The organism is Methanococcoides burtonii DSM 6242 (assembly GCF_000013725.1).
Taxonomy (GTDB): Archaea; Halobacteriota; Methanosarcinia; order Methanosarcinales; family Methanosarcinaceae; genus Methanococcoides; species Methanococcoides burtonii.
In genome coordinates this window covers 705,322-728,925 of the sequence record NC_007955.1, presented here as the reverse complement: position 1 = coordinate 728,925, position 23,604 = coordinate 705,322, and the positions used below count along the sequence as shown (strand labels likewise).

The following is a 23,604-nucleotide window of genomic DNA, read 5'->3' as shown; positions in this document are numbered from 1 at the left end:
AGTATTTGCCAGCTTATTTTTTCCTGTAACTGCTTCGCATCTGTGCAGCAACCTCACATTTACGATTGGCACAATATTCCTTCGCATCCTTGCCCTGCTCTTTGACACGCAATAATCGCCATCCACATCCTTCACACACCTTATCGGTGATGGTCAGCCTGCCGTTCTTTGGAACAGACTGAGTATGACCACAACGTTTTGTACAGCCAAGGAAACGTGAGTCCTTGGTAGTGATCAAAAATGTCTGACCATCACAGGCAGGACACTCACCCACAATTTCCGGTGGATAGCATTCCTTTTCCATATCGCATGAAAAGCAAGGTCCTATACCCACAGCCCAGAAATATTTACTCCCCACCTTCAAAACAGCCGCTCCGCCTTTCTTGCAAGTACGTGACCTCTGCACGGCCAAAGCACCTGTTTTCGGCAAAGGGAAAGTGTTCTTGCACTGTGGATAACCTGTACAGCCTACAAAACGCCCCTTATCCGTACTGACGATACGAAGCACCCGTTCGCATTCATTACATTTACCAATATGGCTCTTCTTATCCGCCTCGACCGCTTCATCTGTAATGGTCCCTGCTATACGAGTGACCATAAGATCACGATTGCTCAGAAGCTGGGAATACATCTCCTTGATAAGCGAAGTACCTTCTTCAAGGGCCAGCTCGAACTTCTTGTTGCCGTCCTCAACATCCTGTATGAGAGATTCTATACTTGAACGAATATCAGGTTTGACAAGGATGGGAACGGAACTGTTCAGCGCATCCATCAAAGTAAAACCAGTATCCAGTATGGCAATGGTCTTTCCCTTGACCTCGAAATAACCACGTTTCTTGTTGGTCTCTATGTGACTCGGAGCAGTTGCTTTGGTGCCGATACCATGCTTATCCATAAGCGTAAGGAGTTCGGCCTCAGTTAGCCTTTTCGGAGGTGTGGTCTGTGACTTTATATTAGTGATCTTCTTGACATCGAGAACCTCACCCAGATCAAGAGCAGGTAATATCTTGTCCTGTGGCTTCTCAAAAGGATAAACAGCAAGCCATCCGGCGTTCTTCTGTATCGAGCCCGTAGAATCGAACAGTTCATCCTCCATGGTGATCTCGAACCGTGTCTTTTCAAATACCGCCGGCGGAAGTAAGTTCGCAATGAAATGTCTTACAATAAGATCATATACATCCCATGCACGCGGCATCTTGATAGCTCTTTCGACCTCCATGCGTGAACCTGCCTTGATAGGATGTATAGGCGGGTGGTCATGACCGTCCTTTTTACCATTACGGGGAACTATGGCCTTTTGTGACAGTAGTAGCAATGCAAAATCCTGATAATCCCCTTTAGTAAAGCCTTTGAGTATGCTGGCAAAATCCATGTCATCAGCATACATGTTCGTCTCTGTCCTCGGATAGCTGGTAAAGCCTGAAAGATAGAGCTGTTCAGCGATCTCCAGAGCCTGATCAGGACTCACACCCAGATATTTCGATGCACGTTTTAGGAACTCATTGGTGTTGAGCGGGAAAGGAGGATTTGTATTCATCTCCTTTACTGTCTTTTTAGAAATGACCGCAGTCTTGCAACCTTTCAGTTTCTTAAAGATAGCAGCTGCTTTTTCTTTATCATAGATGTGACCACCGCGGTGCACACCTATAATATCAGCACCCTTTCCAGTGAACACTCCCTCTATCTTCCAGAAATCCCGGGAATCGAACTTACGAATGGCAAGTTCACGTTCATAAACAAAACCACATGTCGGGGTCTGACATGGTCCGATGGAGAGAACACCCTTGGTCCTTGCTCTTTCCCGCACCGAAAGGGTCACAAATCGAGTAAAGGATGCACCCATCTTGAGATCAAGGATCTGCCTTGCCTCTGCGGACATCGCCATGTTCTCATCAGGCTCCACAAGGTCATTAAAAGCCTTTTCGATCTCACTTTTAGAGAGGGAAGAAAAACGTGCACGTTTAACTGTTGCATCGGATACTTTCTCTGCAATGGACTTCGCCTCGAACCCTATATTCTCCCCTTCCCTATCAAAATCGCAAGCAAGCACAAGAAGATCTGCACCCTTGGAGATCTTCAGGATAGCACTGCCAAACGATGCTTTGTTGATCTGCTTCACAGGATCGGTATCCAACAGAGCAGCAGGGTCTACATCCCTCCAATTGTGAAACTCCTCAGGATAATCATACCCCATGATATGACCTGCAAGTCCCATGATCTTCCAGAGAGAACCGTCCCTCTGGAACTCATATACAGAAACACCATCCACGATGCTTCTTTTTGCTGAACCTCCGGACAGGATGGTAGATATCTGTGCAGCGGCCTTGTTCTTCTCGGTGAATACAACTGTGGTCATGGATAATCGAGTGGATAAATTGGTTCAAATCGCGATACTGTTCCTAAAAAAGGTATGACATTACATATCGCTAACACTACATTAAAGTTATCTGAGATTAAAAATGAGGAAAATAGAGAAAACAAATAAAAATAGAGGTGAACAAAAGGTTCACCTTACTACCAGAACTTCCACAGGAGAATGACGTAATACATTTTCCGCCACACTTCCAAGAAGCAATCGTGTCAGACCAGTCTTGCCGAGAGTTCCCAGTACGATCAGGTCGATATCATTATCCTGTGCATATCTGAGGATCTCTTCAGAAGGATGTCCTTCAAGCAGAACAGGTTCTGCATCCACACCATTTATTTTGGCGTGTTCGACAACCTCGTTCACTGCCTTTGTACCTTCTTCCCTCATTACATCAAATGGAATTTCCCATCGCATCATCCTTGAGCCTATAGGCATGGAAGAAGCGGGATGTGTCGGAAGGACACAAACTGCATAGATCTTTGCTCCAAGCAGCCCTGCCAGGTTAATTCCTGAAAAAATAGCATTCTTTGCATTATCAGAACCGTCGGTAGCTATCAATATTTTCTTATAACTTTTACCTGCCATTTAATACCCCCAGTAATACATAGGTGCTCTTTGAAAAGACATTCACCCAAGTAAAATATACTTTTCAATAGTATATCATATTTACTAAAATGTCCTGAGAAAGTTCGGCCACAGGAATATGAAACATATATATGCACCTGTGCTATATTGCAACTACAAACGAGACTTGAAATCATAATATCTTAAGGTACAGACTATTTTGCCGGAGTAACTATGACATTAATGGAAGATGCAAGGAAGGGACTGATCACCCCTGAGATTAGAAGTGTTGCCGAACTTGAAGGGATAGATGTAGAGCTTGTAAGGTCCTGTGTTGCAAAGGGACTTGTGACCATCCCGAAGAACATAAAAGGTAAATCCCGTGCATTCGGCATTGGGAAATATATGAGCGTTAAGGTAAACGCCAATATCGGAACCTCAAGGGATTTTGTGAATATCGATGAAGAGGTCGATAAAGCAAAAGCAGCGGTAAAATACGGAGCAGATACCATTATGGACCTGTCCACCGGAGGAGACCTCGACCTTATACGTTCAAGGATAATGGATGCAGTGGATGTTCCTATTGGAACCGTGCCAATATACCAGGCAGCAGCATCTCATAAGACTGTGGTCGATATGACATCTGATGACATGTTCAATGCTGTTCGCAAACATGCTGAAGATGGGGTTGATTTTGTCACTATCCATTCAGGTGTCAACTACAATGCATTGGAAAGGCTCAAAAAGGGAGACCGGATCACAAACGTTGTCAGTCGTGGCGGCTCTTTCACCATTGCATGGATGATACACAATGAACAGGAAAATCCATTCTATTCCGAATATGACTACCTTGTGGAGATCGCTAAGGAATACGACCTGACAATAAGTCTTGGCGATGGTATGAGACCGGGCTGTATCCATGACGCATCCGATGCACCAAAGTTCATGGAGTTCATAACTCTCGGAGAACTTGTCAGCAAAGCAAGGGAATCAGACGTGCAGACCTTTGTGGAAGGTCCTGGACATGTACCTTTGAACGAAGTCGAACTTAGCGTAAAGGCCATGAAGGAATTGTGCCACGGTGCACCCCTCTACTTGCTTGGCCCTCTTGTGACCGATATTGCACCAGGATATGACCATATAACAGGAGCTATCGGAGGCACACTGGCAGGAATGTACGGAGCGGATTTCCTTTGCATGACAACACCGGCAGAACATCTTGCATTGCCAACCGTAGATGACATACGCGAAGGTGCTATTGTCACAAATATCGCTGCACACGCTGCCGATCTTACTCGCGAGGGACAGAAAGAAAAGGCACGTGAGCTGGATGACAGGATGGCACATGCCCGAGCTGAACTCGATTGGGAGACACAATTCGAAGTTGCCATTGACAGTGAAAAGGCACGCAAGATCAGGGAAAGCCGAAACACCGGTACTGATGCGTGTTCCATGTGCGGTGAACTCTGTGCCATGAAGATAGTCAAAAGTGCACTTGAAGAGAGCAGGCAGAAAGACAATTGATCTTTCTGTAGATCTTTCTTTTTTACAATTACTGAGATAGAATAACTTTATGCTTTTTTTTGAAATATTGCCAATTTTATAGGACCTGTTTGTCAAAATGTCCGCTTTGATCGATAAATAGGGTATTTTTCGTTTAACCACTTGAATTTTCGGTCAGCGATATGAATTATTGGTCAACGAATGAAAGAATGAGATTTTGAACTGAATACGGAGGAAGTGAGAAAGATATTGGAGAAAATGCCATTATGACATTTCCTCAGATTCAGGACTTCCAACTTTTCCCATAAAAAGTATGGAACCTGTTCTCTTATCTTCGATGAAGAACATGAAAGGATGATCGGCCTTGAATTCCATTATCTGCCCAGGCATCGGTGCACTGTCAGTTGCTTCAATAGCCGTTGCTGCTGCTGCCTCAGTACCTTCTTCATTCACATCGATGTATGCCTGATGAATTACTTCAGATATGGATAGATCACCGCGGGTACTGATACTTGAGAAATTTGCGTTACTCGTAAAAGCTTCTACTATTCCCATATTTCTCAATGTGTTTGATAATTCGTTTTTTGTATTAAACTTGAATTTAGGCAACCAGATCCTTACATCCTTTTCTGATTCCATGGATGACTTGAGTTTGTTATAATAAGAGAGAGTAAATCTGTTTTCAAAATCATCAATGTTATTTTCTTCAGGAAGAACAATATACATACATAAATCATTGCCCTTGTAAGGCAGTTCAACGATTTTTGCATCTTCGCTCTCACCGTAATTAAAATACTGCCTTGTATACATCATGTCTATGAGAGTTCCTTCATCGTTTGAAGATGAATTATAGAAAAGTTCCTTTTGAGTATTTTCTATGTCAAACTCATTAATCCATTTTCCTTTAAAGTAAATTGCATTTGTAATGATTATGGCTGTGTTGTAGGGATCTATCATTTCATCCGAGATTATGTCCTTAATCTTGCCATTGGTGTTTGTTGAAACCCATTCATTGATGATGTCTTTAGACTTTTCTGGTTCATTTCTAAAATCTACATTTGTTACATTTCCATCATAGTAAATCTTCAAGTTATGTGCAAACTGTTCATTCAAAGGATAATTCTTTCGTATCCAGAGAGCATTGGCTGTTTTTAGATCATATTCATCATTAGCAGAATTAATTGTATCTATCATCTCTTTTGAACTCTCTTCAAGAACAGGTTTGCTTAAAGGATAGTAAAAAACATTTGAAATCTGCTTTTTTGTAGAACCTTCTGCACCATCATAACAAATAGCCATTGCAGTGAATATACTGTACGGTGAGAAGAAAATATTTTCATCTTCGCTTTCAATCATTGAATACATGTCAAAAGCAAAAGCATTGTTTGCTGTTGCAATATCATACTCTTCAACTGAATCTGCATTGATTGTATTCTTTGTGTTTACAGTTGAATCTTCAATACAACCTAGAAAAAGTGATGAAACTATGCATAATGTAACTACCAACAAAGTTTTTATTTTTTTCATAATCTTTAGTAGAAGTGCATGTATAAAAAATTTGTGACGCTCTTGTAATCTGCATTAAAATGTATCGGAAAATTTCAAAGTATTTATCGGACAAATCGCAAAATGTCGGAAAGTATATATAGAAATATGAGCATAGTCAATCCCGTCGATAAATAGACAGGATCGTGTATCACATGGAAGAACAGGCATTTATCAACCAGACCAAACAAAAAATGAAAGGCATACCTGATAAGGTCATGGAAACCATTGGACTGAAAAAAAGTTATTATCTGTCCGACACGGAAGTACCGATCCTTCATGATATCAATATCACTGTCAAAAAGGGTGAGTTCATTGCAATTATGGGACCATCGGGTTCTGGCAAAAGTACTCTTATGAACCTGCTTGGATGCCTTGACAGACCAAGTGAAGGACAGGTCCTTGTCATGGGCAAGGACATCAACAGTATCTCCGAGACTGAACTTGCAAAACTTCGGGGATTAGAGATCGGTTTTGTTTTTCAGAACTTCAACCTTGTTTCAAGACTTACAGCTTTACAGAATGTCCTATTACCAACACATGCTAACCGCAGAACGGATATCGATGTGAACGAACGTGCGAAACAGCTTCTGGGACTGATGGGATTGGATGACCGTATGGAACACAAACCCACTGAGCTTTCAGGTGGACAATCACAGAGGGTCGCTATTGCAAGAGCCCTCATTAACGAACCTGCCATCATACTGGCAGATGAACCTACAGGGAACCTAGACTCGAAGACGAGTGTTGAGATCATGGAACTTTTTTCCGGGCTTCACAAAAATGGAAGCACAATAATAATGATAACACATGATCCTGAAACATCAGCATATGCTGACAGGACCATCCACGTAAAAGACGGCTATATAGAAAATAATTAAGGTGATAACATGGGAAATTATAGTTCAGAAATTACAAAGGAAATAACGGTCTTTGCAGTTATGATAGTCCTTTTAATAATGGTAATGCCTACCGTATCGGCACAAGAGAACAGCGTAACAAGTCTGGATATCAGCATTCAGAAATATGAGCCATTTCCCGCAGAGATAGGACAATATGTAGATGTATGGGTAAAGGTGGAAAACTTCAGGTCAGGACAGTCCGATGACGTAACAATAAAAATTGTCCCTGAATATCCTTTGTCCCTTGATTCTGAAAAAAATGCTGAGAATAATATCGGTATACTTTCACCAGACAGTGCATCTGTACAGGAGTTCCGCCTGTATGTAGATGAAAATGCAAAACCCGGAACAGCTTCTTTTGATGTATATTACAGAGGGACGGATAACAGTCCCTGGATAAAGGACACATTTAAAATAAAGGTAGGATCCACCACTTTTGATAGTAAAGGTACTCTTGAACTTACTGAGACCACATCAACCCCAAATATGTTCAGTCCCGGAGATAAAGGCACCATAAGTTTCAAATTGACAAATACTGCATCAGAGAATACGATCAATATTGATGGGGAGGATTACGACACTAATGCACGTATCCAGTCGGCAAGTCTTACAGGTGCTGACAGCATCAAGGTCACCAGCGGAGTTCAAGAAGCCGGGATAGTCGGACCAGGTAATTCGGTCACCCTTACATTCAATGTAGAGGTTCCGGAAGATGTCCAGGAAGGAACATACTATCTGGACCTTGCGATAATTGGTAATTCATATTCTTATAACACCATCTGGAGAGTACCGGTCACTATTGACAGTTCATCCCTCAAGATGATCCCCTCAAAGTCCATGATATTAACTAACAGTGAAGGGAAGATACAGTTCGATATTGCGAATCTTCATCAGAACACGATATCTTCAGTGAGTGTCAGACCAATAGCTGAAGGAATCAAATTTTCCCCTGCAGAGTATTTTATCGGCTCGATGAAACCGGACGAACTTTTTACAATTGAATTTAGCGCTGTTGCAGAAGAGGAAATAGAACTAACTCCACTCACCCTTGAAGCAGAATACAGGAATGGGTTTAACGATCACACAACATCTGCCGATGTAGGCGAACTTGAGATAGTTGAAGAGAAAACAGATACCAAAGCTGGCAGTTCAACTATTGCTTTCGTACTTTTGATAGTGGCAGCAGCAGGGATCTTCATTTACAAGAAAAGGAAACAGGATTAAGTGAAATCAGGTGCACTATTAGAAGGAGATATACAATGGTCGATCTGAAGCAGTCACTTGAAATTGCATTTGGAAGTATTTTTAGCTCCAAGCTTCGTTCCACGCTTACAACTCTGGGGATCGTCATAGGAGTAGCTGCTGTTATTGCCAATGTTTCCTTAGGTGCGAGCTTTAATCAGTATTTTGATGAAGAGATAGGAACGATCGGCTCGAATTTCATCTATGTGAGTGCAAATGAACCAAACACGTTCTTTGATAACGAACTGGAGGTTGTCAGGAAAACCCCGGGAGTACTGAGAGCTTCACCTATCAATGAACAGGTAGCTGAAGTCACTTATATGTCAGATTCGCGGAGAGTATCAATTACGGGGGTCACAGGCGACTATGATGAGGTCGCAAACATTGGACTTAGTGAAGGGAATTTCATCAAAGACAATGATCAGTATGTAGCAGTGATAGGTTATGATGTATCTGAAGATACTTTTGACCGGAAGTTATCGAATAAGAATTCGATAGAGATAAATTTCCGAACACGTGATGGAGAAGAAATAACACAGACATTCCAGGTCAAAGGTATTGTTCAAAAATCAGAACCAAGCTTCATATCGGGAGGAATGGTCCCTGATAAAAGGATATTCATTCCAATACCCACCATGAACGAGATCCTCTCGGTCAGTGATTATTCCACCATCTTCGCCGAAGGGGAATCAATTGAGACAGTCACAGAAACATCCGGGGAGATAGATAAGAGACTCGGAAGATATATGGGGATCTCATCAAGGGATATGGAGGAAGATGACATCAAGCCGTATTTCATCATGGACCAGCAGGAATTACTTGAGAATGCAGGCTCCCTTTCAAGTGCCCTTTCCAGACTGCTGACAGCAGTTGCATTCATTTCACTTGTTGTAGGTTCCATCGGGATCATGAACATCATGCTGGTCACCGTTACCGAACGTACGTCGGAGATAGGTTTGATGAAATCCATAGGGTATTCTAATTTCGATGTCCTTACGATGTTCATCGTTGAATCAGCGGTCGTGGGAACTATCGGTGGCATCCTTGGAGTGATACTTGGTTGTGCCGGAGCATATGGGGCTGCAACATTCATGAACCTTCCAGTCGTACTTCCTGCATCGAAGATATTTGCAGGCTTTGTTGTATCCATATTCGTTGGCCTGATCGCCGGAGCATATCCTGCGAACAAAGCTGCTAAGATGAAACCGGTCGATGCATTGAGACATGATTGAAAGAACTAAAATATAAAATGCAAAGGAGAAAATAATATGTTCGATGGCTGGATGTTCTTGCCGGTAAATTGTTTGCTGTTCCTGCTGTTTGCAGGGATTGCAATAGGGAGTACTATTTTCTGGACATGGATGCTTATCGATTGTGTTATGAACGAGCCATCGTATGGAAATGATAAACTTATATGGATCATTATTATAGTATTTGCACAATTATTAGGTGCACTGACATACTTCATTTTCAGAAGACAAAAACGCAATTAAGTTTCACATAAAGCGGATTTATGATGTGAAGTTTATTATCATAAAGGAGAATGTTCCACATGGATCTAAATGACATAACAAAATGGATACGTGATTTCTTCGGAGTGGTCACTAAAAGACAGACCTATCTGAATCTGACGTACCTTTTGTTCACATTCCCCCTCGGAACAGCCTATTTCATTTTCCTTGTGACCGGACTTTCCATGGGATTAGGTCTATCCATAACCCTAATCGGACTACCGATCCTTATTCTGATGCTAGTTGCATGGTGGGAACTTGCCGCTTTTGAAAGACAGCTTGCGATCTGGCTTCTGGGAGTGGATGTACCACCTATGGAGAATCGCGGGATAAAATATCAGAAGAACTTTGAGAAAATAAAAGGCTATATACTGAATCCCGTGACATGGAAGGGACTTGTTTTCCTTTTCATTAAGTTCCCATTAGGGATATTCACATTGATAGTTTCCTTCACATTGATAGGGATCACTCTTGTTTTTATTGCAACACCATTTGTATATAAGCTTACTGAAATCGGATACAGTAGTGGGACCAGCACGTTCGTCATCGATTCTTTAGCCGGTGCTTTGATGATGATGTTCTTTGGAATGATCTTCGGAGTCTTTTCATTGCATATTATGAATTGGATGGCAAAACTTTCAGGAATTCTTGCAAAGAACCTGCTTGGAAATACAAGATCCGATATGACCAATGAAAATAATTACACCAGTTTTGATGATATTGAACTGGATGAAGAAAAAAGTATAGGATGCATTGAAAAAGTTGTACCCATTGATACAGAGTATATTGAAGAATAAGACAGCTATATGCAATGTGAATAATGAATGTTGAGTTGAAAATAGAACGAAAAAACGAAAAAATCAGAGTTTCATTTTTTCAAGTCGTCCATAGAACTCAAGGATATGATGAGTGAGTTCACTTTCAAGATTAAGGCTGAAGGTGCGTATCTGTTTCCCAAGACGCTTTTCGATGACAATGTTGGATTTGAGAAGGGGCTCAATGACCCTGGCAACACTCGAGTGAGAGAGACCAGTCTCTTCTGCGATACCGGAGAGATAAGTAGATTCCCCTTTATGCTGAATTAGGTTCTTTAGAACCGTTATCTGTGCAGTCTTTCCAAATATTTTCTCAAGAGCGTCCATTGATATCACCGTTAAATATACGATAATAATTTATAAGGCTTTCTCATAATTGGCTATTTGTACAATATATGAATAGACTTTATCATATTTAGAAAGGCTTTAATAATATCATCCATTTATGTTTAGATACATTTGAAGTTGTGGTATATATGGAAAGAGAAAAGCTTGAAAAAGACATAATGAGACTTCTCGAACAGCAGCCTGAGATCAGTGCAAAGGGGATAGCAGATCGACTTTCGGTTTCTGAGGACATAGTGACCAGGACCATTGAAAGCCTATCAGATACAAGACATAAGGTCCTTATTGTGGATGATGAGCCAGATGCTGTCATTGCTACCAAGAGAGCCCTCGAGGCAGACGGATACAATGTCATTGAAGCAAACAACGGAACTATGGCATTTGATGCACTTAAGTCCGACATACCCGATGTGATCCTTCTTGACGTTATGATGCCTGACATGGATGGCTTTGAAGTATGCAGAAGATTGAAAGAAGAACCTCTCTATGAGAACATACCTGTGATCATGCTCACAGCAAAAGGAGAGATCAATGACAAGGTTGAAGGCCTGGATATTGGCGCTGATGATTACATGACCAAACCGTTCAATCTGAAAGAACTGAAAGCAAGGATCAAAACTGTGTTGAGAAGAACACAGGACTAACTATTTTTAACGCACTTTTCGTGCTGACCTCATATGTTTGCCACAAAAAGCAGATGGAACGTCATTATCGTTGTAATGGTAACGATGCTTTTCATTTCTTCGATCCTTTTTCTGGGAATCAGGGCAAATACAGAGGTCGAAGATCTTTTTGTTGAGATGTTCACACGGGAACAGACCAGCCAGGCACAGCAAATATCGACCGGTATCACCACATTCCTGAACGAAAAGATTACAATGCTTGAGATAATCTCAAGGAACCATAACAGTATCCCCGATGATAATTTCAATACCATTTTTTCGATAGTATATAATGAGTCGGAAGGCTTCCATGCTATCGAATACATAAACAGCACCGGCATAATCGTCTCGGGATATCCTGAAGAGAATGTGCCTTTCGGATACGACCTTTATGAAAAGGATAAGGCTGCTGTTTTTGAGCAAATAAAAGAGACAGGTGAGACCCATATCACTAATCCACTCACTACTTTAGAAGGGAAACTTGCAATTTTTGTGTGGATACCTTTTTATCTTGAGAATGGCAGTTTTGAAGGGGCCATAGTTGCTGTAATCGAGATCGATGAGATAACGAAACAGACCATAAAAACGGAATATGAATCGGGATATATTTATCTGATCGATGATAATGCAAAACTGCTTTACGACAGTTCCGATGATCACCTCGTAGGACAGAATTATTTCAATATTATAAACGAACCTGATCACAGGCGTCTTGATATCATCGGCATGCAGACAGAAGGACTTTCGGGTAGCGGACAGTTCTCTGAGAGGAACACCAATGGTTTCCTCGAAGAGAAGATAATCTCCTATGTGCCTGTGAACTGGTATAACCAGCAATGGTCCGTAGGTGTTGTTACCCCGTTGTGGTATGTTGGATCACTTATCCAGTCAGTCTATGTCAAACAGGGCCTTTTTGCGATGATCTCCATTGCATTCATTCTCTTTATCAGTGCATTCATCGCCCTGATCCTGCTCTCATGGAACAAGACCCTTGAGGATGAGGTCAAAAGCAAGACCTCGGAGCTGGAAAGATCGAACGATTATCTCCAGAACGCGAACAAGAAATTAAAGGAACTTGACCGCCTGAAAAACGATTTTGTTTCAATGGTCTCCCATGAACTAAAGACACCGCTGACAGCTATGAAGACATCAAGTGAGTTCTTGAGGGAAAGCGAATGCAGCAGGGAGATCAAGGAAGAGATGCTGGACCTTATTATCAGAAATATTGACAGACAGGCGAGAATGGTCGATGACCTGCTGGATATTTCCCGCATAGAATCAGGAAAGATGAAATTCACACCTGAAGATGTGAACATCAAAGAGATAATTGAGATATCCCTTCATAATGTGACAAAACATGCAAAGGATAAGAGCATAAAGATCATGGTGAACTGTCCGGATGACGTGCCGGCCATTAGTACGGATAAGGACAAACTCATAAGGATTTTTGTGAACCTGCTGACAAATGCTATCAAGTTCACACCGGAAGAGGGAGAAGTGACGGTCATCGTAGAAGATCATGAAGATTATTTACAGACCAGTATAAAGGATAATGGCATCGGCATTCTCGAAGAAAAGCGTGATAAGATATTCGATAAGTTCTATCAGGTGGACAGCACTGCTACAAGGAAAGCAGGAGGAACAGGGCTTGGGCTTGCAATAATTAAGGGCATCATCGATGGACAGGGTGGGAAAATATACCTTGAGAGCGAGACAGGCAAGGGCAGTACATTCACTTTCAGATTACCTAAAGAGCTGAAAGAGGACGATTTCACCGAGATAGAGGGAACTTAAGTGAGAAACATGAAAGTAAGAACAGCATTATTGATGAGCCTTGTTGTTTTAGTAGTGATCATTTGCAGCGGATGTGCATCCATTAAGCTTGAAGGATCGAGCGTTGAGGATGATGGCCTGACCGAATATGCAGAGCCGATAGCAGAAAATACACTTCAGGGCCTTAATGAGAATAACTATACCAAATTCTCTGCTAATTTTAACCCAACTATGAAAAAAGCCATAACAGAAGACCTGTTCCTGGAACTTACAGCCATTGTTCATGAGGAAGTTGGAAATTATACGTCAAAGGAACTTGCCGAGATCACTGTTACTGACAGACATTCAGCTGTTGTATATAATGTAGCATTCGAAAAGGAACCGGAAGGTGCAATTTTCCGATTGATATTCATAGAGGATCAGGATGGAGAAAGAGAGCTTAGAGGTATGTGGATCGATTCTCCAAAGATGCGAAAACGATTAGCCCTTGAAAGATAAGGCTCCTCACTTTTTCTTGAAGATCGTCCTGTCCTCTAATTTCATTTGATAGATTTTCTTTTTTTAGCATGAAATATCATGCCATGTGTTTCAAATTCCACATCTGATATTGCTCTATCCTTACAAAGCTTATTTTCAATACCAATCAAATAAGATGATATTAAGAATAAATGTCAAATTGAAAAGGACGAAATTGAAGGTCGAGTTTACACCCTGCCTCAAAACACGAAGGAGGAGTTGAATGTCCACCAGCGAGAACTTTGGACTGGAAGGGAGTATGGTGGTTTGTGTGTGGTTCAAGGGGTAGTAACTTATCTGATTCAAGAAACTGCCCAAAGTTCTCGTCCAATGTACAATTCTCTAAATACATGAATAATACTTAAACCTTTCTATATATAGGCAGGTTCTTTCATATATTGATTATATAAATACTAATACTTTAATAAATCTACCACAGCCCCCCGTTAAACTTATAGCCCATCAACTCTATTTAAGCCCTATAGCACCTGAAAATCGGTTAATATTTCCTCAGGTACAATTTTATTTCAATATGGGCTCGTGGTCTAGCTGGTTATGACGTTGCCTTCACACGGCAGAGCTCCGGAGTTCGAATCTCCGCGGGCCCATCTGGCATTTCTGAGTCGATGCATGGCGGTTTTTCTAATTCAATGATCCTTTGTTCCAGCGAAGCTAGGCGTTTTTCGAGATCTGAGTTAGTGTTGGGTTGTACAACTACACTGCTATCAAAGTCTTCGTCTAAAGAGATCACAAACAAAGGTTTTCCGTTGTGCTCTGTTTCAAAAACGTGTGCAACCTCGTACTCAAAAACATGAATATCATTTTCTGAACAGATGCGGATTCCGTTCGATGAACTTTCTTTCAGCTTTCTCGAACAGATGGACATGAATCTCTTTCTTCAAATACAAGTATCCCAGTGTAGACACCAACAATGCACTCAGTGTTTCAACGATAAGATCCCACATAGTGTCAACCAACCCTGACGTTTGCATATTGAGCCCGAATACCACATCCATTGCATATTCAAATATCTCCCATATCGCCCCAAATGCCACCGCAATGCTGAATGAAAACAGTGCTACGAAAAAAGGGCTTAGATTTACCTTATGTTCAGAATTCAAAACATACACCAGTATAAAACCGAGGCTTGCAATGATTATGCCTAAGAATGTGTGTAGGAATACATCCCACCACCAGAATATTTCGAAATACCCCCCATATTCACCCAACATGAGAGATGCATAAATATAGAGCATGATCAGTACTTCGAACTCACTGGGAAACTCGAACCTGTACTTTTTCTCGATCATACTTGGCAGGAAGGTCACGACCAAGACGTACATGAAGAAACCTAAGTGTATCCAGTTCCCTGTCAATATTGCTACTACACCGCCTATGACCACCAGCAGTCTGAATATTGAAGATATCCAGAATTCAAGCTTGTCAACTCTATCCATCTCAGCCCTGTTCATGAGTATCCCTTTCTAATCCCTTTCATTGTGTCCTGAATGCTCTTTCTCAATATATATATATCATATAGCAAAGACTCCCTCTAAAAAGAGAGGTCGTAAAGTTATTACTCGTCTGATTTTAATCCAGTACGACTACGTCGCCTATAAAGCAGACCTGCAGCAACAACGACTACAACCTCTACGAACAGCCTACGATCATTGTGCCATATTTCCGATCTGGTTTTTCTGATTTTTCTGATTTTTCTGATGTTTTTTTCGGCTCTATTTTTTGTCAAATTATAATAAATCAATTTCAGAATTTCATTTGGGATATTTTACCTCCCTTCAACAAAAACCTGAACATGAATAACAATTTCCCCCAATCCAAAACCACGCTAATTGCCACATCGAAGTTGGGAAAAAGAAATTTGCCAAAATTATCTATTAGATGGCTTAAACCTGCAACTATCAACAAGATGCCCAGAACTCCGGGAATGTAGTCTTATCTAAAAACTAGATAGCCAAGGAGTATAAAATGAAGGCCAAAAAGTACTAAACCAATGGCCATCCATCACTGAACGCATCGAAAAATAGCATCACCTGCGCATGCAACTGATCGGTTTCAAATGCTGTCAAGTAGTCAGCGCCACTTAAATGTAGCAAAACAAGGCTGTAGAAATCCTCTTTTCTAACTTCAACTAAGCCACTTACTTTTATAATGAGAAGTCTCCTGCGATTGTTCTCCAACAAACTTCAAAAATTTGTTACTCGTACATATTCTGTTGTTTTGGATACCATATTTAAGAAAACACTTGACCGATTATATAAAAATAGAGACTCTATAGACATTACTGCAATTGATTCCACTGGGTTCACAAGTGGTTATTGTAGTAACTACTATTCCTGGCGAATTAAAAAGTGGAGGCGAAGTTATGTAAAGACCAGCATTTCGGTTGATGTTAGTAAATTTGTGATCACTGGTTACAAGATTTCTGGAAAACCAGTTCATGATGCAAAACATGCAAGTGCGACAAGAAGCTAAAACATGAATTGCGGCAACGCTATCCCTTCCATTTGGGATAATCCTACTATGATATGCGTCAATGGTAACGTTGGGGTGTAAAGCTCATAGGACAATGTGGAGAAATTCGGAAGTCTAATCTGAATCATCTGCTAGGATAAGGTGCGACAAGAAGTTATAACATGAATTGCGGCAACGCTATCCCTTCCATTTGGGTTAATCCTACTATGACACGCGCCAATGGTAACGTTGGGGTATGAAGCTCATAGGACAATGTGGAGAATCTCGAAAGTCTAATTCGAAACATCCACTAGGATAAGAACACTAAGAAGAAACGAAAGTTGAACCATTGTAAGAATCGTAAAGCAGAACAAGCGAAATTAGATTGATTACGCTTGAACCAAAAGGTACAGAATCCGACCATTATGGCTCTTATCACATTATGGGAAATGGACACATGATTCTCGGTTTATAGATGGCTTCTAAGGTCTTCGCAATTATTCATGTTATAGAACTTGGTAAGCCCTATATGTTCCCTTCGGGGTAGGAATCCTGCAAAGAATGACGATGACATAGAGGGTAGAGGAAAGGAGTAGAAAGCGAATGACAAACTGTAATGGTGTGTATAAGGGTTCAAAATTTGCCCTAATCCGAAAGGATGCAGACTTACTCTATGGTATCAAAACGTAAGAAGGAAGGTATGACCTATGAATGTAAGCTATTCAAATACATCAAAAGATGAAGCAAAAACACTGTTTAGTGGACATGCTGAACTTAACGATGAGAAACTTACAGACATGTAACACATGTTAATAGGCTACAAGTCAGGATTACGAAGGCAGTTATTGAAGAAAATTGGAATTTGCAATTAATTCCAAAAACAATAACTGTTGCCTGAAAAGGTTATGAGATGCTTGAGCTGTATGAAAGAAAACTTTCACGTACAGTTCTTAGGCGAGAAAGAGGGAGTAATCCCTCTGACTTAGCCGACAATACTAAGAAGAACGTAAAAGTGAACCATTGTAAGAATCGTGAATTGCAACAAGCGAAACTAGATTGATACGCTTGAACTAAAAAGGTATAGAATCAGACTATAATGGTTTTGCATACATTATAGGAAATGGACATATGATTCTCGGTTTATAGATGGCTTCTAAGGTATTCGCAATTATTCATGTTATAGAACTTGGTAAGCCCTATATGTTCCCTTCGGGGTAGGAATTCCGTAAGGAAGGACAATGACATAGAGGGTAAAGGAAAGGAGTAGAAAGCGAATGATAATTTGTAATGAATTATATAGGGGTTCAGAATTTGCCCTAATCCGAAAGGATGCAGACTTACTCTATGGTATCAAAACGTATGAATGAAGGTATAACTATGAATGTAAGAATTTCAAATACACCAAATAATGAAGCAGAAGCCCTTAGTGGTCATGCTGAATTAAATGGTGAGAAGCTTACAGATATGCTCAACTGGAATTTCATCAATTGGAGTTCCGTTGAATCACATGTTAATAGAATACAAGTCAGAATTACGAAAGCAGTTATTAACAAAAATTGGAATTTAGTAAAAAGACTAAGTTATTTGCTAACCCATTCTCACTATGCTAAACTGTTAGCTGTCAGAAAGGTTATTCGAAATAAGGGTAGAAGAACAGCAGGAATCGATGGAGAATTCTGGTCAACACCAGTTTCCAAAGTGAATGCGGCTCGAAGTCTATCTGATAAAAGATATAAGGCAAAACCATTAAAAAGAATCTTTATTGAGAAATATGGTTCTGATAAGAAGCGACCTTTAGGTATCCCGACCATGTACGATAGAGCTATGCAAGCATTATATGCATTAGCACTTGACCCCATTGCAGAAGTAACAGCAGATAAACGTTCTTTTGGATTCAGAAAATTCAGAAGTACACATGATGCTTGCAGTCAAATTTTTGGAACAATAAGCAAAAAGGATTCTGCACAATGTATACTGGAAGGCGATATTAAAGGTTGTTTCGACAACATCAGTCACCAATGGTTAATTGACAATATCCCAATGGATAAATCAATTCTTAAACAATTCCTCAAAGCAGGATTTGTTTATGAAAATTCTCTATTTCCAACGAAAGCAGGAACACCACAAGGCGGTATTATATCACCAATATTAGCCAACATGACCTTAGATGGAATTGAAGGTGTATTGGCTGACAAATATCATCGAGGTGTAAGCGGTAAAATAACAACTCGTCAACGTGCAAAACACAAAGTTAATTTTGTGCGATACGCAGATGATTTTATTGTTACTGCAAAGACTAAAGAAATAGCAGAAGAAGCAAAAGAATTGATTAAGAATTTCCTAACGGATAGAGGTTTAGAACTATCTGATGAAAAAACCCTTATTACTCACATCGATGATGGTTTTGACTTTTTAGGTTGGAATGTCAGAAAATACAAAGGAAAACTTCTCATAAAACCGTCTAAGAAATCTATCAAGAAAGTAACTGAAAAAATCAGTAATACTATCAAAGATGGAAAAACTTGGACACAAGAAGATTTAATCTCTAAACTTAACCCTATCATAACTGGATGGTCAAATTATCATCAAGGAGTGGCTTCCAAAGAAACATTCTCCTTAATTGATTTTAAGATATGGAATATACTTTGGAAATGGGCTAAGAGAAGACACCCCATGAAATCAAGAACTTGGATTGCACACAAATACTGGCATCCCAAAGGAACGAGGAAATGGGTATTTTCAACAATGAAAAACCAACTTAAATTAATGTCAGATAAAATGATAGTTCGAAACCCACAAATAAAACTGGATAAGAACCCTTACACTGACACCGAATACTTTGTTGAACGCAAGCTCAATCAAGGTTCTAAAAAGTTATTAGGAAAGTTTAAAACCGTATGGAAGAATCAAAAAGGCAAATGTCCGTTTTGTAATCTATTGATTGACATTAACAACGGTGGAGAGGAACGCCCTTTACATCATAAAAATGGAAATCATGACGATAATGGAATAACAAACTTAGTTTATGCACATGTATATTGTCATAGACAATATCATGCAAATAATCCAAAAATAACTGTTGCCCGACAAGGGTTAAGAGATGCTTGAGCTGTGTGAGGTGAAAGTCTCACGCACGGTTCTTAGGCGAGAAAGAGGGAGTAATCTCTCTGACTTAGCCGACAGACATTGCTATCGCAATGTCATCACAATAGGAGATCAAGATATTATATAATGGATAAAGCCTATGATTCTGAAAAATACACGAATTGAAAACTTGGATCAATAGCAATTGTTCCATTGAGACAACGTGAACGAAAGCGAATCAAAGGAAGATATCGTAAGAAAATGTTACAGGAATTCGATAGTAAGATATACTCTATGCGAAATTTGAGTGAAACGATGTTTTCGGTTTTGAAAAGAAAGTATGGAGAAAACTTACGTGCGAGAAAGTATAGAAATCAAGTAAAAGAAGTAAAGTTCAAAGTGATATTACACAATCTTGATAAGTTCATCAGACTGTGTTTTTAGTTTGGATGAGGATTTCTACAGAGCCAATATTTTCAACAAAACAATGAAGGGAATTCATCTTACCCTGTAAACGATGCCTCTGAACAGGCGACCAAGTATATCAGAACCCGTTATGACTATTTTTTCAGGGTCATCATCATTCCAGTAAAGGATAAGGTCATTATCTATGACATCATCTTCGGAGTCTACAGGATAAACCTTCAGTTTATGGAGGACATCCCCTATCTTTACATTAGGACTCTTTACGATTAGCGGAGTATGGCAATATATTAATGGATGAAAATTATTTTTTTTGTAGATAGCATCTCTTATGAAAGAGGTAGAATCTATTGCCACAACCGGATACCTGTTCTTATCGACTGCTATTATCCATTTTTTTGCTGGAACTGCGATCTTATGAAGCAATATCTCAAAATCAGGAGTACCGACTTCCGGAAAAACCGGTCGGTTGTTAATTGTATCAATTTCTATTATGGTCTTCTCGTCTATGAGCGAACCTTCCTGTTTTATACTAAGATCATCCAATGACAAGAAATTAAGAGCACCAAGTCCTTCCATTTTATCAATATCACTTGCATCTGATTTCATGTGTTTCTGAAGCATTATCCTCAGGGATGTTTCTTTGAAATACTCAAGTTTCTCTTTACCAAGCCATCTGTCAAGGATCATTGCAGAAGGTTTTGTAAAAGGATACAATAGCAGTATGTACAATTTGACAAGAGGTGTTAAGGAAGCACCCATCTTTAAAGCATTTCTTGTGAAATATGCCTGAGGCATTATCTCTCCAAAGCAAGTGATGAATACTGTTGAAAATATGAATGCAGCGCTACCGACCATAACTGAATCGGTTAAAAGGGTAATCAGTACATTGACACACACATTACCCCATAATAAGGTAGAAAGGAGCAAATGTGGATCATGCCTTAGTTTCAAGACCTTCTGTGCATGTATGTTATTAGCTTCAGCTTCGATCTCAAGCCTGAGACGGCTCAGTCCAAAAAGACCAATTGTCAACCCGGAAAAGATACCTGATTGGATCAGACAAAGAGCGATAAGTATCCAGATGATAATATTATTCATAAATTATTGACCTACTCAAAGTAAAAAAAATTACTAAATAATAAAAAGGGAACACTAAATAAAACAATTTCTATGTAATTGGGGATCTTTAATGCCCACAACAAACGATCATGTTGAATAATTGAATCTCCTAAACACTTTTAAACTATAATTTTAATCATACTAGATACTAAAATCCAACTTATCATACCAGGGGATGTTCCGTGCTTCTTACCTCATCTGTCAAGGGGTCAAGTTCATCCTGATCTGTTTCGATGTAATTGAAGACCTCTTCAGCTTCCGAAAATTTGGCGATATGGAATATAGCTTCACCTTCATGTGCAAGTGGTAGGTTCGTTTTTCCAATGACGATACCAAATGCTGAGCTCAGTACTTTCATTTCACATTCACCTAATGGGTCATTTATATAGGCTAATATATCACCTACTTTAACCAGAGTGCCTAAAGGAACAATTGAACGTAGCATCCCACTTTCCGGAGCTCGAATCCATTGTGTTGATCTGGAAATAAGGGTATCAGACTCTTTTTTCTTTCTGCTTTTTGGCCTCATGCCTAAATGTGACATGACTCCAAGAATACCCCTTACACCTGCCCGAATAGCAACTTCATTAAATCGTAGTGCTTCACCTGCTTCATATAATAGGACTGGGACATTATTTTTACGGACCGCTTCACGTAATGACCCATCGCGCAGTTCAGAATTGATTATGACCGGTACACGGAAAGCACGGGCCATAGCTTCTGTTTCGGTATCCCCCTTCAAACATGCACGTATCTGAGGAAGATTTTCCCGTGCAACAGCTCCTGTATGAAGATCGATAACATGAGTACAGTGGGATATTATCTCAGTCATCAGGATATTTGCCAAACGGGATGCCATCGGCCCTGTTTTTGAACCAGGGAATGATCGGTTCAGATCACGTCTGTCGGGCAAATAGCGAGACTGTGAGACAAAACCGAACACATTTACAAGTGGAATGGCAATAAGTGTACCTTTTAGGTTATTAATCGTTTTATGTGCAAGTACGCGGCGAATAATCTCCACACCATTGATCTCATCTCCATGGATCGCAGCACAGATGAGCAAGCAAGGTCCCGGTTTGCTTCCATGTACAACATGAACTGGCATTGATGCTGATGTATGGGTATAAAAGCTGGGAATGGGCACTTCTATAGATCTCCTTGTTCCCGGCTGAATGGTCATACCGGCAATCGTGATAGGTGGTCGCATGTATCAACCTTTTCCACGAGTTTTTGTCTTACCGACTTTGCCACTCTTTTCAATATATTCAATGATCATGCCTGCAATATCTTTACCTGTTGCAGTTTCTATACCCCTCAAGCCCGGACTGGAGTTGACTTCCATTACTACAGGTCCGTGATTGGAGCGTAAAAGATCAACACCCGCAACATTGAGCCCCATTATCTTTGCAGCACTTACAGCTGTCGAGCGTTCTTCAGGTGTGATCCTGATGACCTCTGCCGACCCTCCCCTGTGCAGGTTCGACCGAAATTCACCATTTGGTGCCTGCCTTTTCATGGATGCCACTACTTTACCGCCGATAACAAAACAGCGAATGTCCGCACCGTTGGCTTCTTTGATGTATTCTTGAACTAGAATATTGGCTTTTACACCCATGAAACCTTCTATCACACTTTCTGCAGCCTTTTGTGTTTCAGCCAGTACTACACCAATACCCTGCGTACCCTCAAGGAGTTTAACAACAAGGGGAGCACCACCGACCATCTTGATAACATCTTTAATGTCATCAGGTTTGCTTGCATACCCTGTCACAGGCATACCTATACCCTTGCGGGAAAGTAACTGTAAAGAGCGAAGTTTGTCTCGGGAACGGGTAATTGCAACCGATTCGTTCAAAGGGTAAACCCCCATCATCTCAAATTGTCGCAAGACAGAAGCACCATAGAATGTCACAGATGCACCAATGCGAGGAATGACCACATCGAATCCCTCAAGCTCTTCACCTTTATAGTGAATGGAAGGCTTGTGAGAAGTAATGTTCATGTAAGCTCTCAATACATCTATTACTTGAATTTCATGCCCTCTTTCTTCGGCTGCTTCAATTAAGCGACGAGATGAGTACAGCTTTCTGCTTCTTGATAATAAAGCTATTTTCATTTGTTAACCTCATGTTTCAGACCATATAGTGAGTTTGCATCAAGTTTTCCATTTATGAATGATGCACCTGGATCAACTATTGCTATATTTTTCATTGCGCTACGACCCAATAACATCCTGAAACGCATTGTATCGCGGTCTGTAAGTGTTAATTCAATTGTATATCGTTCAGATGCTATCACAGCATCTGTTTCGATAACATAACGAGTTTCTTTGTGACCACCGGAATCAGTTACCTGCCGTCGGTCCTTTAGGGGTGCTATGCATTCGATCTGGAAATCTTGATCCCTTTGTATCGGATGGACCAAAAATCTAACCATCTCAACGCCATTTTCCCTGTAAAGCTCTACATTAAAAGCATGTAGTGCTGATGTCTTGGCTCCGGTATCCACTTTTACTTTGATAGCATGTATGCCCAGCTCGGGCAAAGCAACCCATTCCCTCCAGCCAAGTATCAATTTCTGATCTTCTTTACTCATAGGACCCTTCAAAGTAGATTATCTTGGTTTTGATCTATCTATAAATAAATTTCTATGAAAATTTATTCACAATGAATAAAACCGGTTCATTTTGCATAAGTGAGAGATGAAAGTCTCAATGTTGTACAAAATTCAGTGCGCCACCAACTATCATTCTGC

General features: G+C 40.3%; 19 protein-coding genes, 1 tRNA gene and 2 pseudogenes. 13 read left to right on the top strand and 9 right to left on the bottom strand.

Annotation, left to right across the window (positions count from 1 at the left end):
• Positions 1-13: 13 nt before the first annotated feature.
• Both MBUR_RS03610 and MBUR_RS03605 read right to left on the bottom strand, forming a co-directional pair.
• Entirely contained in the window at positions 14-2,356 is a 2,343-nt protein-coding gene (locus MBUR_RS03610) for a DNA topoisomerase I (protein ID WP_011498828.1), read from the bottom strand.
• Positions 2,357-2,506: 150 nt separating this feature from the next.
• Positions 2,507-2,953 (bottom strand): universal stress protein, encoded by a 447-nt coding sequence (locus MBUR_RS03605; protein ID WP_011498827.1) that lies wholly within the window; start codon positions 2,951-2,953, stop codon positions 2,507-2,509.
• A gap of 213 nt (positions 2,954-3,166) precedes the next feature.
• Here MBUR_RS03605 and thiC point away from each other — a divergent pair, with 213 nt between their 5' ends.
• Positions 3,167-4,456 carry a phosphomethylpyrimidine synthase ThiC gene (gene thiC, locus MBUR_RS03600; protein WP_011498826.1) on the top strand — a complete coding sequence of 430 codons (1,290 nt, stop codon included), beginning with the start codon at positions 3,167-3,169 and terminating at the stop codon, positions 4,454-4,456.
• Between the two features lie 243 nt (positions 4,457-4,699).
• Here thiC and MBUR_RS03595 read toward each other — a convergent pair whose 3' ends face one another.
• Positions 4,700-5,962, bottom strand: a complete 1,263-nt coding sequence (locus MBUR_RS03595) for a serpin family protein (protein WP_011498825.1) — start codon at positions 5,960-5,962, stop codon at positions 4,700-4,702.
• A gap of 173 nt (positions 5,963-6,135) precedes the next feature.
• Between MBUR_RS03595 and MBUR_RS03590 the strand changes: the two genes are divergently transcribed.
• From MBUR_RS03590 to MBUR_RS12875, 5 genes are read left to right on the top strand one after another with little or no spacing between them, the layout of a single operon-like run.
• Complete coding sequence (locus MBUR_RS03590) at positions 6,136-6,861, top strand: ABC transporter ATP-binding protein (RefSeq protein ID WP_011498824.1); 726 nt, start codon at positions 6,136-6,138, stop codon at positions 6,859-6,861.
• Positions 6,862-6,870: 9 nt separating this feature from the next.
• Positions 6,871-8,106 carry a COG1361 S-layer family protein gene (locus tag MBUR_RS03585; RefSeq protein WP_011498823.1) on the top strand — a complete coding sequence of 412 codons (1,236 nt, stop codon included), beginning with the start codon at positions 6,871-6,873 and terminating at the stop codon, positions 8,104-8,106.
• Between the two features lie 35 nt (positions 8,107-8,141).
• Positions 8,142-9,356: an ABC transporter permease gene (locus MBUR_RS03580; protein WP_011498822.1), complete on the top strand. Its 1,215-nt coding sequence runs from the start codon at positions 8,142-8,144 to the stop codon at positions 9,354-9,356.
• A 36-nt stretch (positions 9,357-9,392) separates the two neighbouring features.
• Complete coding sequence (locus MBUR_RS03575; RefSeq protein WP_011498821.1) at positions 9,393-9,617, top strand: PLDc N-terminal domain-containing protein; 225 nt, start codon at positions 9,393-9,395, stop codon at positions 9,615-9,617.
• A 59-nt stretch (positions 9,618-9,676) separates the two neighbouring features.
• A complete protein-coding gene (locus MBUR_RS12875; protein ID WP_011498820.1) occupies positions 9,677-10,432 on the top strand; it encodes a sensor domain-containing protein in 756 nt (251 codons plus the stop codon).
• Between the two features lie 63 nt (positions 10,433-10,495).
• On the opposite strand, the gene MBUR_RS03565 is transcribed toward MBUR_RS12875, so the two are convergent.
• Entirely contained in the window at positions 10,496-10,777 is a 282-nt protein-coding gene (locus MBUR_RS03565; RefSeq protein ID WP_011498819.1) for a MarR family transcriptional regulator, read from the bottom strand.
• Between the two features lie 149 nt (positions 10,778-10,926).
• On the opposite strand from MBUR_RS03565, the gene MBUR_RS03560 reads away from it, so the two are divergent.
• The 4 genes from MBUR_RS03560 to MBUR_RS03545 all read left to right on the top strand — a co-directional run bounded on the left by MBUR_RS03560 (position 10,927) and on the right by MBUR_RS03545 (position 14,354).
• Entirely contained in the window at positions 10,927-11,439 is a 513-nt protein-coding gene (locus MBUR_RS03560) for a response regulator (protein WP_011498818.1), read from the top strand.
• A gap of 33 nt (positions 11,440-11,472) precedes the next feature.
• Positions 11,473-13,251, top strand: coding sequence for a sensor histidine kinase (locus MBUR_RS03555; protein ID WP_011498817.1), 1,779 nt, complete (start codon positions 11,473-11,475; stop codon positions 13,249-13,251).
• A gap of 9 nt (positions 13,252-13,260) precedes the next feature.
• Positions 13,261-13,728, top strand: a complete 468-nt coding sequence (locus tag MBUR_RS03550) for a DUF3887 domain-containing protein (protein ID WP_011498816.1) — start codon at positions 13,261-13,263, stop codon at positions 13,726-13,728.
• A gap of 552 nt (positions 13,729-14,280) precedes the next feature.
• Positions 14,281-14,354: transfer RNA gene (locus tag MBUR_RS03545), tRNA-Val, on the top strand.
• Between the two features lie 210 nt (positions 14,355-14,564).
• Here MBUR_RS03545 and MBUR_RS03540 read toward each other — a convergent pair.
• Positions 14,565-15,218 (bottom strand): hypothetical protein, encoded by a 654-nt coding sequence (locus MBUR_RS03540; protein WP_011498815.1) that lies wholly within the window; start codon positions 15,216-15,218, stop codon positions 14,565-14,567.
• An 826-nt stretch (positions 15,219-16,044) separates the two neighbouring features.
• On the opposite strand from MBUR_RS03540, the pseudogene MBUR_RS14715 reads away from it, so the two are divergent.
• The 3 genes and pseudogenes from MBUR_RS14715 to MBUR_RS13340 all read left to right on the top strand — a co-directional run.
• Positions 16,045-16,221: pseudogene (locus MBUR_RS14715) on the top strand (IS5/IS1182 family transposase); the annotation flags it as partial.
• Positions 16,222-17,595: 1,374 nt separating this feature from the next.
• Positions 17,596-19,326: a group II intron reverse transcriptase/maturase gene (ltrA, locus tag MBUR_RS03525; RefSeq protein ID WP_011498814.1), complete on the top strand. Its 1,731-nt coding sequence runs from the start codon at positions 17,596-17,598 to the stop codon at positions 19,324-19,326.
• Between the two features lie 72 nt (positions 19,327-19,398).
• A pseudogene (locus MBUR_RS13340) lies at positions 19,399-19,793 on the top strand (transposase); the annotation flags it as partial.
• Between the two features lie 7 nt (positions 19,794-19,800).
• Here the strand turns inward: MBUR_RS13340 and MBUR_RS03520 are convergent.
• The 4 genes from MBUR_RS03520 to MBUR_RS03505 form a co-directional block, all read right to left on the bottom strand.
• Positions 19,801-20,826, bottom strand: coding sequence for a DUF21 domain-containing protein (locus tag MBUR_RS03520; protein ID WP_011498812.1), 1,026 nt, complete (start codon positions 20,824-20,826; stop codon positions 19,801-19,803).
• Positions 20,827-21,010: 184 nt separating this feature from the next.
• A complete protein-coding gene (locus tag MBUR_RS03515) occupies positions 21,011-22,057 on the bottom strand; it encodes a succinylglutamate desuccinylase/aspartoacylase family protein (RefSeq protein ID WP_011498811.1) in 1,047 nt (348 codons plus the stop codon).
• A 3-nt stretch (positions 22,058-22,060) separates the two neighbouring features.
• Positions 22,061-22,966, bottom strand: a complete 906-nt coding sequence (gene rimK / locus MBUR_RS03510; RefSeq protein WP_011498810.1) for a 30S ribosomal protein S6--L-glutamate ligase — start codon at positions 22,964-22,966, stop codon at positions 22,061-22,063.
• Positions 22,963-23,445 (bottom strand): ATP-dependent zinc protease family protein, encoded by a 483-nt coding sequence (locus MBUR_RS03505; protein ID WP_011498809.1) that lies wholly within the window; start codon positions 23,443-23,445, stop codon positions 22,963-22,965. Before MBUR_RS03505 ends, rimK begins: the two co-directional genes overlap by 4 nt.
• Between the last annotated feature and the right edge of the window lie 159 nt (positions 23,446-23,604).